Source organism: Caballeronia sp. SL1002 (assembly GCF_057814995.1).
In genome coordinates, this window is record NZ_JBYMUW010000002.1 from 1,727,825 (window position 1) to 1,741,296 (window position 13,472).

Annotated in this window: 13 protein-coding genes; 9 read left to right on the top strand and 4 right to left on the bottom strand. The window is 64.0% G+C overall.

Annotated elements, in window-relative coordinates; all coding sequences use genetic code 11:
* Positions 1 to 641: 641 nt before the first annotated feature.
* From AC3D25_RS10550 to AC3D25_RS10560, 3 genes are read right to left on the bottom strand one after another with little or no spacing between them, the layout of a single operon-like run.
* Positions 642 to 1,616, bottom strand: a complete 975-nt coding sequence (locus tag AC3D25_RS10550; RefSeq protein ID WP_488888349.1) for a quinone oxidoreductase family protein — start codon at positions 1,614 to 1,616, stop codon at positions 642 to 644.
* A gap of 19 nt (positions 1,617 to 1,635) precedes the next feature.
* Positions 1,636 to 2,025: a methylglyoxal synthase gene (locus AC3D25_RS10555; protein ID WP_488888350.1), complete on the bottom strand. Its 390-nt coding sequence runs from the start codon at positions 2,023 to 2,025 to the stop codon at positions 1,636 to 1,638.
* Between the two features lie 60 nt (positions 2,026 to 2,085).
* Positions 2,086 to 2,865, bottom strand: coding sequence for an SDR family oxidoreductase (locus AC3D25_RS10560; RefSeq protein WP_488888351.1), 780 nt, complete (start codon positions 2,863 to 2,865; stop codon positions 2,086 to 2,088).
* Positions 2,866 to 3,232: 367 nt separating this feature from the next.
* Between AC3D25_RS10560 and upp the strand changes: the two genes are divergently transcribed.
* From upp to rng, 9 genes are all read left to right on the top strand, one after another.
* Positions 3,233 to 3,886 carry a uracil phosphoribosyltransferase gene (gene upp / locus AC3D25_RS10565; RefSeq protein ID WP_488888352.1) on the top strand — a complete coding sequence of 218 codons (654 nt, stop codon included), beginning with the start codon at positions 3,233 to 3,235 and terminating at the stop codon, positions 3,884 to 3,886.
* A gap of 451 nt (positions 3,887 to 4,337) precedes the next feature.
* Entirely contained in the window at positions 4,338 to 5,066 is a 729-nt protein-coding gene (locus tag AC3D25_RS10570) for a YebC/PmpR family DNA-binding transcriptional regulator (RefSeq protein ID WP_488888353.1), read from the top strand.
* A gap of 324 nt (positions 5,067 to 5,390) precedes the next feature.
* Entirely contained in the window at positions 5,391 to 6,680 is a 1,290-nt protein-coding gene (gene purD / locus AC3D25_RS10575; RefSeq protein WP_488888354.1) for a phosphoribosylamine--glycine ligase, read from the top strand.
* A 133-nt stretch (positions 6,681 to 6,813) separates the two neighbouring features.
* The gene (hemF, locus tag AC3D25_RS10580) at positions 6,814 to 7,737 is read left to right on the top strand and encodes an oxygen-dependent coproporphyrinogen oxidase (protein ID WP_488888355.1); all 924 of its coding nucleotides are present in this window, start codon (positions 6,814 to 6,816) and stop codon (positions 7,735 to 7,737) included.
* Positions 7,734 to 8,462: a nicotinate-nucleotide adenylyltransferase gene (locus tag AC3D25_RS10585; protein WP_488888356.1), complete on the top strand. Its 729-nt coding sequence runs from the start codon at positions 7,734 to 7,736 to the stop codon at positions 8,460 to 8,462. The genes hemF and AC3D25_RS10585 overlap by 4 nt, the downstream gene beginning before the upstream one ends.
* Positions 8,463 to 8,464: 2 nt before the next feature.
* Positions 8,465 to 8,908 (top strand): ribosome silencing factor, encoded by a 444-nt coding sequence (gene rsfS, locus AC3D25_RS10590; RefSeq protein WP_488888357.1) that lies wholly within the window; start codon positions 8,465 to 8,467, stop codon positions 8,906 to 8,908.
* A 21-nt stretch (positions 8,909 to 8,929) separates the two neighbouring features.
* Positions 8,930 to 9,400: a 23S rRNA (pseudouridine(1915)-N(3))-methyltransferase RlmH gene (rlmH, locus tag AC3D25_RS10595; RefSeq protein WP_488888358.1), complete on the top strand. Its 471-nt coding sequence runs from the start codon at positions 8,930 to 8,932 to the stop codon at positions 9,398 to 9,400.
* Between the two features lie 52 nt (positions 9,401 to 9,452).
* Complete coding sequence (locus tag AC3D25_RS10600) at positions 9,453 to 10,088, top strand: Maf family protein (RefSeq protein ID WP_488888359.1); 636 nt, start codon at positions 9,453 to 9,455, stop codon at positions 10,086 to 10,088.
* Positions 10,089 to 10,096: 8 nt separating this feature from the next.
* Entirely contained in the window at positions 10,097 to 11,566 is a 1,470-nt protein-coding gene (gene rng / locus AC3D25_RS10605) for a ribonuclease G (RefSeq protein WP_488888360.1), read from the top strand.
* A gap of 55 nt (positions 11,567 to 11,621) precedes the next feature.
* Here the strand turns inward: rng and msbA are convergent, their stop codons facing one another.
* Entirely contained in the window at positions 11,622 to 13,340 is a 1,719-nt protein-coding gene (gene msbA / locus AC3D25_RS10610) for a lipid A export permease/ATP-binding protein MsbA (protein ID WP_488889660.1), read from the bottom strand.
* Positions 13,341 to 13,472 lie beyond the last annotated feature (132 nt).

Below are 13,472 nucleotides of genomic sequence, written 5' to 3' on the forward strand. Positions count from 1 at the left end.
TGCTTTCGTGTAGGTTTATAAGCACGCCGCTATGCGCGGCAGCAGTCACTTTCTTTGCTGCTGCAAAGAAAGTAACCAAAGAAAGCAGCTTATCCGCCTAAGCGTCCACCTCGAATAACCTTGCAGATTGGCACGCAGGCTGATTCGGATAACTCGCAGTTGTTCGAATTGGCACAGCTCCTGTCAGATCCATCCTCGCTGCGCGCGGACGCGGGGCATATCTAACAACCAGCGGTTTGGTTTGGTTTGGTTTGGTTTGGTTTGTTCGGTTTGTTGGTTATGCCGTTCCGGCAGGCACTTCGTGCCTGCCGGGATGAATGAGCGGCTCCACTCTGTGGTGTGGTGCGATGGCCGAATCAGCTTGCGCACCACTCCCGGAAACCGTTCGTGGTGGACACTTAGACGGACTAGCTGCTTTCTTTGGTTACTTTCTTTGCAGCAGCAAAGAAAGTGACTGCTGCCGCGCACAGCGGCGTGCTAATAAACCTACACGAAAGCAAGTTCACAAGAAGCGCAAGCAAACAAAAGCAAGGGCGCCAGCAAACCTCCTTTGTGCAAGTTCCCAAGAAGCGCAAGCAAACAAAAGCAAGGGCGCCAGCAGAACCCGCCACGTGTAATTCAGCAAAAACCGCCCCGGTCCGCTAGACCAAAAACACGGTCGATCCAGTCGTGCGCCGCGCCTCGAGATCCTCATGCGCGCGCCCCGCCTCCTCAAGCGAATAACGTTGCCGCACATTCGTCTTCACCTGCCCCGTCACCACGACATCGAACAAATCCGCCGCCATCGCATCGAGATCGCCCCGCTTGGCGATATAGCTGAACAACGTCGGCCGCGTAAAGAACAACGACCCACGTCCGGCAAACTCCGACGAATCGATCGGCGGCAACGGTCCCGACGAATTGCCGAAGCTCACGAAAAGCCCGAGCGGCGCGAGGCAATCGAGCGAGGCCGTGTACGTATCCTTCCCGATCGAATCGTAGACGACCGGCACGCCCGCGCCATTCGTGATCTCGCGCACGCGCTTCGTGAAGTTGTCGCGCGTATAGACGATCGGGAAATCGCAGCCGTGCGCCTTCGCTAGTTCCGCCTTCTCGTCCGAGCCGACCGTGCCGATCACCGTCGCGCCAAGCGCCTTCGCCCACTGGCACGCCAGCATGCCGACACCGCCCGCCGCCGCATGGATCAGCACGGTATCGCCCGCCTTCACGCGATACGTCCGGCGCAGCAGATACTGCGCGGTCAGCCCTTGCAGCATGATCGACGCGGCGTCCTCGAAGCCGATCGCATCCGGCAGACGCACCACGTATTCCGCCGACATCACGCGCTCCTGCGCATACGCGCCCGGCGGCCGCGCGGCGTAAGCAACGCGCTCGCCCACCTTGAAATCCGTCACGCCCTCGCCCACCGCCGTCACCACGCCCGCCGCTTCCATGCCAAGACCGCCCGGCAGCGGCATCGGATAGAGGCCGGTGCGGAAATACACGTCGATGAAATTCAGGCCGACCGCGTGGTGCTTCACGCGAATCTCGCCGCGCGCGGGCTCGCCCACGGCAACGTCCACCCACTTCATCACGTCGGGGCCGCCTGGCTTGTCGAATCGAATCGCTTTGGTCATCGGTGTCTCCGGTTCAGGTTCAAACGGCGCGCGCGAGACGCAGCCGCAGTTCATCGAGGATCATTCGCGCGGTCGCGATGTTGGTCGCGCACGGCACGTTGTGGACGTCGCAGGCGCGCACGAGCGCGTTGATGTCCGGCTCGTGCGGCTGCGGCGTCATCGGGTCGCGCAGGAAAATCACGACATCGACGCGCCCTTCCGCGAGTTCCGCGCCGATCTGCAAATCGCCGCCGTGCGGACCCGAAAGCTTGCGCTCGATCTCCAGCCCGTGCGCCGCCGCGATCCGCCCGCCGGTCGTGCCGGTGGCAAGAAGCCGGCATCGCCTGAGCGCATCGACGTATTCGCCCGCCAGCGCGACGATGTCGTCCTTTTTCATGTCGTGCGCGATCAGCGCGACGCGTGTGCTCATGGATTGCTCTCCTGCGTTGTGGTTATGTTTTATGGCGTATGTCGCGCCCGTAGGCGGCGCTCAGAACGTACCAGGATAAGCGCCGCCGTCGATCAGCAGATTCTGCCCGGTGATATAGCCCGCATGCGCGCTGCACAGATACGCGCAAGCTCGGCCGAATTCCTCCGAAGTGCCGAAGCGGCCCGCCGGAAGCGTTTTCGCCCGGCGCGAACGCGCTTCTTCGAGCGAGATGTTCTGGTCCTTCGCCTGCGCGAGGAGCGTGCTGCCGAGCCGGTCGGTATCGAATGCGCCGGGCAGCAGATTGTTGATCGTCACGCCGGTCGCCGCGACCTTGCGCGACAACCCGGCGACGAATCCCGTCAAGCCCGAGCGCGCGCCGTTCGACAGCGCGAGCACGTCGATCGGCGCCTTCACCGCCGAACTCGTGATATTCACGATCCGCCCGAAGCCGCGTCCGATCATGCCGTCCACCGTCGCCTTGATCAGTTCGATCGGCGTGAGCATGTTGCCGTCGAGCGCCTTGATCCAGTCGTCGCGCGAAAACTGGCGGAAATCGCCCGGCGGCGGGCCGCCCGCGTTGTTCACGAGAATGTCCGGCGCGGGACAGGCCGCGAGCGCCGCGGCGCGGCCTTCCGGCGTCGTGATGTCGCCCGCGACCGTTTTTACCTCGACCCCGAACTGCGCGCGGATCGCCGCGGCCGTCGCTTCGAGCGTTTCCGCCGTGCGCGCCGTGATGACGAGATTCACGCCCTCGGCCGCGAGCGCTTCAGCGCAGCCGCGTCCCAGACCCTTGCTCGCCGCACAGACGAGCGCCGTGCGCCCCGCGATTCCCATGTCCATCGTCGTTTCTCCGGTTATGTTCGTGATGCTGGTTGCGTTGCTGCGTCGTATCCGACATTCCACCGCGCAATTCTAGAAGAATCGGGGCACGGACGTTCGCGCCGGATCGAAACGCCGCGCGCGGCGAACGCGCATGGCCGCAAGGCGCTCGCCGATCCTGCCCGCCAACACCCCGCAAATTCGCTCGTGCAAGAGGTCAATTTCGGTAAACTGGCGGGATTGCGTGATTGAAGAAAGCCTGCGGAGAACTAGCGGAGAAACCGCCCGAACCCAGCGGACACGCCAGCTCCGACGGAACCTGCCGCCGTGCCGCCGCAATCCCGTCCCGACACCCGAATCAACCTAGAAGCCGCTCGAGCGAACCGCCATGAAACTGGACAGCCGTTTTCCCAATCTTTTCATCCTCGATCACCCGCTGATCCAGCACAAGCTCACGCACATGCGCGACAAGGACACGTCCACGCGGACGTTTCGCGAACTGCTGCGCGAGATCACCTTGCTGATGGGTTATGAAATTACCCGCAACCTGCCGCTCACGACCAAGCGCGTGGAAACGCCGCTCGTCGAGATCGACTCGCCGGTGATCGCGGGCAAGAAGCTCGCGATCGTGCCCGTGCTGCGCGCGGGGATCGGCATGTCCGACGGCCTGCTCGATCTCGTGCCGTCGGCGCGGGTCGGCCATATCGGCGTGTATCGCGCGGAAGATCACCGTCCGGTCGAGTATCTCGTGCGCCTGCCGCCCGATCTGGAGGAGCGCGTGTTCATCCTGTGCGATCCGATGGTCGCGACGGGTTACTCCGCCGTGCATGCCGTCGATGTGATGAAGCGGCGCAACGTGCAGGGCGAAAACATCATTTTCATGGCGCTGGTGGCCGCGCCCGAAGGCGTGAAGGTGTTCGCGGACGCGCATCCGGACGTGAAACTGTACGTCGCCTCGCTCGATTCCCATCTGAACGACCATGCTTATATCGTGCCGGGTCTCGGCGATGCCGGCGACCGGTTGTTCGGCACGAAAAACTGACAACGGCGGTGGTTTTCCTGCGAGCGCGAGGCGATTGGGACACGCCGCGTGCCTGGCATGACCGCGGCTAGATCGCGGCAAACGCCCCGTTCACGGCGGATTTCCGGGCCGGAATCCGCTTCAAGCGGCGCGCTTCGCCACTTCGACGCTGCCGAGCGAGCCCGCCATGATAAAATTCGTCTCCGCTGAATGACTGCCCCGCGCGGCTGTCCCGCGCAGGCAGGCTGATTTTGCCGCGGCGAGCAAGCGAACGCGCGCGGCGGCGCTGCCCACGCAGGCGCGGATCGTGACGGACGTGACGAACGTAGCGAGAGCAACGCGCCTGAGCGAGCAAGATCGATACACGCTCGCGCAACACCCCGCTTTAACGCCTCGCCGCTCACGCGGGGCGGCAGCGCAACACTGACACATAGGCGCGCGGCCACGATGCTCGCGTGCGACGGAGAAAGGTATGGCGGGTCATTCGAAATGGGCCAACATCAAGCATAAGAAGGCAGCGGCCGACGCCAAGCGCGGCAAGGTCTGGACGCGGCTCATCAAGGAAATTCAGGTCGCGGCCCGCATGGGCGGCGGCGACGCCGACACGAACCCGCGCCTGCGGCTCGCCGTCGACAAGGCTTACGACGCCAACATGCCGAAGGACAACGTCAACCGCGCGATCCAGCGCGGCACCGGCGGCGTCGATGGCGCGAATTACGAAGAAATCCGCTACGAAGGCTACGGCATCGGCGGCGCGGCGATCATCGTCGATACGATGACGGACAATCGCATCCGCACCGTTGCGGAAGTGCGTCACGCGTTCTCGAAGTTCGGCGGCAACATGGGCACGGACGGCTCGGTCGCGTTCATGTTCGATCACGTCGGCCAGTTCCTGTTCGCGCCCGGCACGCCGGAAGACACGCTGATGGACGCCGCGCTCGAAGCCGGCGCGGACGACGTGGTGACGAACGACGACGGCAGCATCGAAGTGATCTGTCCCGCCAACGATTTCCAGAAGGTGAAGGACGCGCTGGACGCGGCGGGCTTCAAGGCGGAAGTCGGCGAAGTCACGATGAAGCCGCAGACGGAAGTCGAATTCACCGGCGACGACGCAGCCAAAATGCAAAAGCTGCTCGACGCACTGGAAAATCTCGACGACGTGCAGGAAGTCTATACAAACGCCGCGATCGCCGAGGCGTGAGCGCGGCGCGATCGTGACGGCGGGACGGGCGCGGGCGTTCGAATGGGCTGCGCTCCTCGCATCTGGCGCGATTGCTGCATGTCTAGCTTGACCCAGGCGCGGCGACCGGCCTCTTCGGGGTCCGCAGCCCACGTCGCGCCGGACGAATGAAACGCCGAAGGACGGGTGACGCAGCCGCGACCGGCGCGAGCCCGCATCCGGCGCCACTGCGCCGCTCGCGTGCGGACGTTCCGCGCCGCGCAGTTGCCATTTATGCGGTTGCTGCGCCGGACGTGTTTCCGGCACGGCTCGCCGCCTCGTTTTTTTAAAGTCTCGGGGATTCACATGAAGTTACTCGTCGTCGGTTCCGGCGGTCGCGAACATGCGCTCGCATGGAAGCTCGCGCAGTCGCCGCGCGTCCAGATCGTCTATGTCGCGCCGGGCAACGGCGGCACGGCGCAGGACGAGCGTCTGCGAAACGTCGACATCACGGACCCCGCCGCCCTCGCCGATTTCTGCGAGAAAGAGCAGGTCGCGCTGACCGTCGTCGGTCCGGAAGCGCCGCTCGCGGCCGGTATCGTCAATTTGTTCCGCTCGCGCGGCCTCAAGATCTTTGGTCCGACGAAAGAAGCCGCGCAGCTTGAAAGCTCGAAGGATTTCGCGAAGGCGTTCATGAAACGCCATCAGATTCCGACCGCCGAGTACGAAACCTTCACCGAAGCCGCCGCCGCGCACGCGTATCTGGATTCGAAGGGCGCGCCGATCGTCGTCAAGGCGGACGGGCTCGCGGCCGGCAAGGGTGTGGTCGTTGCGACGACGCTCGAAGAAGCGCATGCGGCCGTCGATTCGATGCTCGCGGACAACAAACTCGGCGACGCGGGCGCGCGGGTGGTGATCGAGGAGTTTCTGGAAGGCGAGGAAGCGAGCTTCATCGTGATGGTGGACGGCAAGCACATCCTCGCGCTGGCGTCGAGCCAGGACCACAAGCGTCTTTTCGACGGCGATCGCGGTCCGAACACCGGCGGCATGGGCGCGTATTCGCCCGCGCCGATCGTCACGCCGCAACTGCACGCTCGCGTGATGCGCGAAATCATCCAGCCGACGGTGCGCGGCATGGAAAGCGAAGGCATCCGCTATACCGGTTTCCTGTACGCGGGGCTGATGATCGACGCGCAAGGCAATCCGAAGACGCTCGAATTCAATTGCCGCATGGGCGACCCCGAAACGCAGCCGATCATGGCGCGCCTGAAGGGCGATTTCTCGAAGGTCGTGGAACTCGCGATCGCCGGGACGCTCGATGGCGCGGAGCTCGAATGGGACCGCCGCACGGCGCTCGGCGTGGTGCTCGCCGCGCACAATTACCCGGATACGCCGCGAAAAGGCGACCGGATCAACGGAATTCCGCCGGAAACCGAGACCGCCGTGACGTTCCACGCGGCCACATTGCTCGAAAACGGCAAGCTCACGACAACGGGCGGTCGCGTGCTGTGCGTGGTCGGTTTGTCTGATTCGGTTCGCGGCGCGCAATCCGTGGTCTACGATACAGTGAACCAGATCGCGTTCGACGGCATGCAGTACCGCCGCGACATCGGGTATCGCGCGGTGAACCGCAAGCAGACGGACCGGCACGGCTAAACCGCCGAACCGCGTCAGCAAGACCCGCGCTGCCGGACCTTCGCGTCCGGCAGCGCGTTTTTAAAGGTAAAGGCTCATGCCAATCGGCATGCGGCCCCACACTCCGGGACACAATGCGGCAATGCAGCAACCGATGACCGAGACGACTTACGACGTAGCCGCCGTCCGCGCCTACCTGACCGGCCTGCAGACGCGGATCGCCGAGACGCTGGGCGCGTTCGACGGCACCGCGTTCGCGACCGACGCGTGGCAGCGCGAACCGGGCGAGCGCCTGCGCGGCGGCGGCTGCACGCGCATTCTCGAACGCGGCGAATTTTTCGAGCGCGGCGGGATCGGCTTTTCGGATGTGCAGGGCGACGCGTTGCCGGCGTCCGCGAGCGCCGCGCGTCCGCAACTCGCCGGCCGTGGTTTCGAGGCGATGGGCGTGTCGCTCGTGATGCATCCGCGCAATCCGCATTGCCCGACGGTGCACATGAACGTGCGCCTTCTGATCGCGACGAAAGACGGCGAAGCGCCGCTATTCTGGTTCGGCGGCGGCATGGATCTGACGCCCTATTACGGCTACGAGGACGACGCGCGGCATTTTCATCGCGTGTGCCGGGATGCCGTGAGCCCGTTCGGCGACGGCCTCTATCCGCGCTTCAAGCAGTGGTGCGACGACTATTTTTATCTGAAGCACCGGCAGGAACCGCGCGGGATCGGCGGCATTTTCTTCGACGACTTCTCGGAGCCGGGCTTCGAAAAATCGTTCGAGATGATGAAAAGCGTGGGCGACAGCTTTCTGGACGCGTATCTGCCGATTATCGAGCGTCGGCGCGACACACCTTACACGCAGGTCGAACGCGACTTTCAGGCGTACCGGCGCGGCCGCTACGTGGAATTCAATCTCGTTTTCGATCGCGGCACGCTGTTCGGACTGCAAAGCGGCGGGCGCACGGAATCCATCCTGATGTCGATGCCGCCGGTCGTGAACTGGCGCTACGACTGGCAGCCGGAACCGGGCAGCCCGGAAGCGCGTCTTTACACCGATTTCCTCGTGGCGCGCGACTGGGCATGACGGCGCGCCCCCAAGTTCCGGAGACGGACCGCTCGCCGAATGCCAAGCTTTGCACGCGCCGTGTCGGCCTGCTCGGCGGCACGTTCGACCCGATCCACGACGGTCATCTCGCGCTCGCCCGGCGTTTTGCGAGCCTTCTGCAGCTGACCGAACTGGTGCTGCTGCCGGCCGGTCAGCCATGGCAGAAAAAAGATGTATCGGCGCCCGCACACCGGCTCGCGATGACGCGCGCCGCGGCCGCCTCGCTCAAGATCGACGGCGTGCGGATCGAGGTCGCCACGGATGAAATCGAGCACGACGGCCCGACCTACACGGTCGAGACGCTTGCGCGCTGGCGTGAACGCGAGGGACGCGACGCGTCGCTTGCGCTCTTGATCGGCGCGGATCAGCTCGTTCATCTCGATACGTGGCGCGACTGGAAACACCTTTTCGATTTCGCGCACGTCTGCGTGGAAACGCGTCCGGGCTTCGACCTCTCGACGGTGCCAGCCGCCGTCACCGGGGAAATCGCGCAGCGCCGGGCGTCGCCGGAAATTTTGCGTTCGACGCGCAACGGGCATGTGCTGATCGACGAGTCGCTGCTGCTCGACGTGTCGGCGACCGGCATCCGCGAGCAGCTTCGCGAAACACTTCGCGCCCACGCGGCGGGCCGCACCGACGCCAAGAGTCAGGTCCCGGCCGCCGTGTGGGACTATATTGTTCAACATCATCTGTATCACCGGTAAACATGGAAATTCAAAAACTTCAACGCGCGATCATCGACGGTCTCGAAGACGTCAAGGCGCAGGACATCAAGGTGTTCAACACCACGCACCTCACCGCCCTCTTCGACCGCGTGATCGTCGCGAGCGGCACCTCGAACCGCCAGACCAAGGCGCTCGCGAATAGCGTGCGCGAGAAGGTCAAGGAACTGGGCGGCGACGTCATCAGCACCGAAGGCGAAGAGATCGGCGAATGGGTGCTGGTCGATTGTGGCGACGCGGTCGTGCACATTCTGCAACCGGCGCTGCGCCAGTACTACAACCTCGAAGAAGTCTGGGGCGACAAGCCGGTGCGCGTGAAGCTCCAGCAAAAGAATCCGTTCGGCGGCGCGACAGCGAGCGAGCCGATGGACGAAGACGAGGACGACGAGCCGGCCGCGAAGCCTGCCCGCAAGACGACCCGCAAGTAAGCTCGCGGGTTTGTCGCCGTCATGAAACTGCATATCCTCGCGGTCGGCCACAAGATGCCCGACTGGATCGCGACGGGCTTCGACGAATATGCGAAACGCATGCCGCCGGAGTTGCGGATCGAATTGCGCGAGATCAAGCCGGAACAACGTTCGTCGGGACGCAACGCCGAAAGCGTGATGGCCGCCGAACGCCAGCGTATCGAGGCCGCGCTGCCGAAGAACGCGCGGCTCGTCGTGCTCGACGAACGCGGCCGCGACTGGACCACGATGCAGCTTGCCGGCGCATTGCCCGGCTGGCAGCAGGACGGGCGCGACGTCGCGTTCGTGATCGGCGGTGCGGACGGTCTCGACCCGCAGGTCAAGTCGCGCGCCGATGTCATGCTGCGTGTGTCGAGTCTCACGTTGCCGCACGGCATGGTCCGCGTGCTGCTCGCCGAACAGCTTTACCGCGCGTGGAGCATCACGCAAAATCATCCGTACCATCGCGCGTGAGGCCGCTTGATTCAGGCGTTCGCGCGGCGCGCGCCTAATCGAACCGCCTTCCATGCCGACCTCGACGTCCTCCTCCCCGCTCCATCCGTTTGTATATCTTGCTTCGCAAAGTCCGCGACGCAAGGAACTGCTCGACCAGCTCGGCGTGCGCTATGCGCTCTTGCTGCCGCGTCCCGACGAAGACGCCGAGGCACTCGAAGCCGAGCGTACCGGCGAAGCGCCCGATGACTACGTCGTGCGCGTGTCGGCGGCGAAAGCGCAGGCCGCGCACGCTCGGCGGATCGCGGGCGAACACGATCCCGCGCCGATCCTCGTAGCCGATACCACCGTCACGCTCGACGGCGCGATCATGGGCAAACCCGACGACGCGGCGCACGCCGTCGCGATGCTCGAACGCCTCTGCGGACGCGAGCATGAAGTGCTGACGGCGGTGGTTGTCGTGGATGCCGAGGGCAATGCGCTGCCGCCCGCGCTGTCGCGTTCGCGGGTTCGTTTCGCGAGCGTCGACCTTGCTGCGCTGCAACGTTATGCGGCTACCGGCGAACCGCTCGGCAAGGCCGGCGCGTATGGCGTACAGGGCCGCGCGGCGGCGTTCATCGAGCGAATCGAGGGGTCCTATTCGGGTATCATGGGCTTACCGCTTTTCGAAACCGCGGCCCTCTTGCGCGTGGCGCGCGTCGACTTCTAAAACAAGCCATGAACGAAGAAATCCTGATCAACGTCACACCGCAGGAAACACGCGTCGCACTCGTCCAGCAAGGTGCCGTGCAGGAGCTTCACGTCGAGCGCACGCTGTCGCGCGGACGCGTCGGCAATGTCTATCTCGGGCGCGTCGTGCGCGTGTTGCCGGGCATGCAGTCTGCATTTATCGATATCGGGCTGGAGCGCGCGGCGTTTTTGCACGTCGCCGATATCTGGCATCCGCGCATCGCGGGCGAATCGCATTCCACGGCGCCGCATACGCCGATCGAGAAGATCGTGTTCGAGGGACAGGCGCTGATGGTGCAGGTCGTGAAGGACCCGATCGGCACCAAGGGCGCGCGGCTTTCCACGCAAGTGAGTATCGCCGGGCGCACGCTGGTTTATCTGCCGCAGGAGCCGCATATCGGCATCTCGCAGAAGATCGAGAGCGAGGCCGAGCGCGAAGCGGTGCGGGCGCGGCTCACGGCCGTTTTGCCGGTCGATGAAAAAGGCGGCTATATCGTGCGCACGATCGCGGAAGACGCGTCGAGCGAGGAACTGGCCGCCGATGTCGCGTATCTGCGCAAGACCTGGACGACCATCGTGGCGCAGGCGCAGCGCGTGCCGCCCACGACGCTGCTCTATCAGGATCTGAACCTGGCGCAACGCGTGCTGCGCGATTTCGTCAACGACGAAACCACGCGCATTCAGGTGGATTCGCGCGAGACGTACCAGATGCTGGCCGACTTCGCGGCCGAGTTCACGCCGGCTGTCGCGTCGCGCGTGCATCACTACACGGGCGAGCGGCCGCTCTTCGATCTGTACAACATCGAATCCGAAATCCAGCGCGCGCTGTCACGGCGCGTCGATCTCAAATCGGGCGGTTATCTGATGATCGACCAGACCGAGGCGATGACCACGATCGACGTGAACACGGGCGGCTATGTCGGCGCGCGCAATTTCGACGACACCATTTTCAAGACCAATCTCGAAGCCGCGCACACCATCGCGCGGCAATTGCGGCTGCGCAATCTCGGCGGGATCATCATCATCGACTTCATCGACATGGAGAACGTCGAGCATCGCGATCAGGTTCTGGGCGAATTGAAGAAAGCGCTCTCGCGCGACCGCACGCGCGTGACGGTGAACGGATTTTCGCAACTGGGTCTGGTCGAGATGACGCGAAAGCGCACGCGCGAGTCGCTCGCGCATGTGCTGTGCGAGCCGTGTCCGGTGTGTCAGGGCAAGGGCCAGGTGAAGACGCCCCGTACCGTGTGCTACGACGTCTTGCGCGAGATCATGCGCGAGTCGCGCCAGTTCAATCCGCGCGAGTTTCGCGTGGTGGCGTCGCAGCAGGTGATCGACCTGTTTCTGGAAGAAGAGTCGCAGCATCTGGCGATGCTGATGGACTTTATCGGCAAGCCGGTGTCGCTGCAGGTGGAGTCGAATTTGAGTCAGGAACAGTACGATATCGTGCTGATGTAGGCGCCCCGCTCAAACGAAAAACCCGGCTTAAGGTTGTGCCTTAAGCCGGGTTTTTTTACGCCGCCTGCTGCTGATACTGAATCCTGTGCAGATGCGCGTACAGCCCGTCCTTCTTCAGCAACTCCGCGTGGCTGCCCTGCTCCGCGATCTTCCCGCCTTCCAGCACGAGAATCCGGTCGGCGCGTTCGATGGTCGAAAGCCGGTGCGCGATCACGAGCGTCGTGCGTCCCTTCATCAGCGTTTCGAGCGCCGATTGCACGTGCCGTTCCGATTCCGAATCGAGCGCGGACGTGGCTTCGTCGAGGATCAGGATCGGCGCGTCCTTGTAGATTGCCCGCGCGATCGCGAGACGCTGCCGCTGTCCGCCCGACAAGCGCATGCCGTTGCCGCCGATCAGCGTATCGACGCCGTCCGGCAGCGACGCGATCACGTCCGCGAGATTTGCGGCGGCGAGCGCTTTCAGCACGCGCTCGCGGTCCGGCGTCTGCCCGTATGCGACGTTCGCCGCGATCGTATCGTTGAACAGCACGACGTCCTGGCTCACCATCGCCAACTGATTGCGCAAGTCGTGCAGGTCGTATTCGGCGATCGACACGCCGTCGATCATGACCTGACCGCTCGCCGGATCGAAGAAGCGCGGCAGCAGGTTGACCAGCGTGGACTTGCCGCCGCCCGACGGGCCGGCCAGCGCGACCATTTCGCCTGGCGCAACCTTGAACGACACGGCGTCGAGCGTCGGCCGCTCGACCGATCCGTAGCTGAACGACACGTCGCGGAATTCGATGTCGCCGCTCGCACGATCCAGCTTGCGTCCGCCGCCTTCCGGCTCGGCCGGCTCGTCGATCAGCCCGAAGATCAGTTCCGCCGCCGTCATCCCGCGCTGCAGCGGTTGGTTGATGTCGATCAAATGCTTGAGCGGGGAAATCACGAGCAGCATCGACGTGACGAACGCGACGAAACCGCCCACCGTGGTCTGATCGCTCGCCGACTGGACCACGGCAATGGTGATGACGATCGCAAGCGCGATCGACGCGAGAAACTGCGTGAGCGGCTGCGCGAGACCGCCCGACACCTGCATGCGCATCGAATAGCCGCGCAGCCGGTTGCTCATTTCCGTGAAGCGGCCGGATTCATACGCCTCGCCGTTATGCACTTTCACGACTTTGTAGCCGCCCACCGTCTCCTCGACGATATAGGACAGCTCGTTGGTCAGCATCTGATGCTCGCGGTTGAGCCGGCGCAGCCGCCGGTTGATCTTGCTCACGAGCCAGCCGATACCCGGCAGGATCACCGCGACGATCAGCGTGAGCCGCCAGTTCAGGATGAACAGATAGCCGAGCAGGAACACGACCGTCAGCGAATCGCGCACGAGCGTGACGACCACGCTCGACAGCACATTGAGAATCTGGTTGACCTCGAACACGACGGCGTTGATCACCGTGCTCGCCGTCTCGCGCTGGAAGAACCCGGCGCTCGTATGAATCATGCGGTCGAACATCTTGAGCCGCAATTGCAGCAGGATCTTGTTCGACACATACGACAGCAAATAGCCCGACGCGTATTGCGCCGAACCGCGCACGAGCGCAAGTCCGATCACCGCGATCGGCACGAACCATTTGGCGTTTTCGCTGCCCTTCGAACCGAAACCATGGTCGAGCAGCGGCTTGAGCAGCATCGGAATACCCGCCTCGCTCGCCGCGACGAAACCCATCGCGACCAGGCCGAGCGTCACCACGCCCATCAGCGGACGAATGTAGGGCCACAGCCGGCTCATGACCGCCGTGGGCGACGTGGTCTCACCCGCGCCGATTGTTTTGCTGATACCGCCTTTCTGATTCAAAAATGGACCTCCGCTTTACAGCACAACAGTGAACGCCGTGTCGGCGCGCGCGGGACGACCGGGCAG

Coding starts and splice junctions, on each gene's coding strand:
- AC3D25_RS10550 (WP_488888349.1), bottom strand. CDS start 1,616: ATGACCAAAGCGATTCGATTCGACAAGCCAGGCGGCCCCGACGTGATG.
- AC3D25_RS10555 (WP_488888350.1), bottom strand. CDS start 2,025: ATGAGCACACGCGTCGCGCTGATCGCGCACGACATGAAAAAGGACGAC.
- AC3D25_RS10560 (WP_488888351.1), bottom strand. CDS start 2,865: ATGGACATGGGAATCGCGGGGCGCACGGCGCTCGTCTGTGCGGCGAGC.
- upp (WP_488888352.1), top strand. CDS start 3,233: ATGAAACTGGACAGCCGTTTTCCCAATCTTTTCATCCTCGATCACCCG.
- AC3D25_RS10570 (WP_488888353.1), top strand. CDS start 4,338: ATGGCGGGTCATTCGAAATGGGCCAACATCAAGCATAAGAAGGCAGCG.
- purD (WP_488888354.1), top strand. CDS start 5,391: ATGAAGTTACTCGTCGTCGGTTCCGGCGGTCGCGAACATGCGCTCGCA.
- hemF (WP_488888355.1), top strand. CDS start 6,814: ATGACCGAGACGACTTACGACGTAGCCGCCGTCCGCGCCTACCTGACC.
- AC3D25_RS10585 (WP_488888356.1), top strand. CDS start 7,734: ATGACGGCGCGCCCCCAAGTTCCGGAGACGGACCGCTCGCCGAATGCC.
- rsfS (WP_488888357.1), top strand. CDS start 8,465: ATGGAAATTCAAAAACTTCAACGCGCGATCATCGACGGTCTCGAAGAC.
- rlmH (WP_488888358.1), top strand. CDS start 8,930: ATGAAACTGCATATCCTCGCGGTCGGCCACAAGATGCCCGACTGGATC.
- AC3D25_RS10600 (WP_488888359.1), top strand. CDS start 9,453: ATGCCGACCTCGACGTCCTCCTCCCCGCTCCATCCGTTTGTATATCTT.
- rng (WP_488888360.1), top strand. CDS start 10,097: ATGAACGAAGAAATCCTGATCAACGTCACACCGCAGGAAACACGCGTC.
- msbA (WP_488889660.1), bottom strand. CDS start 13,340: ATGAGCCGGCTGTGGCCCTACATTCGTCCGCTGATGGGCGTGGTGACG.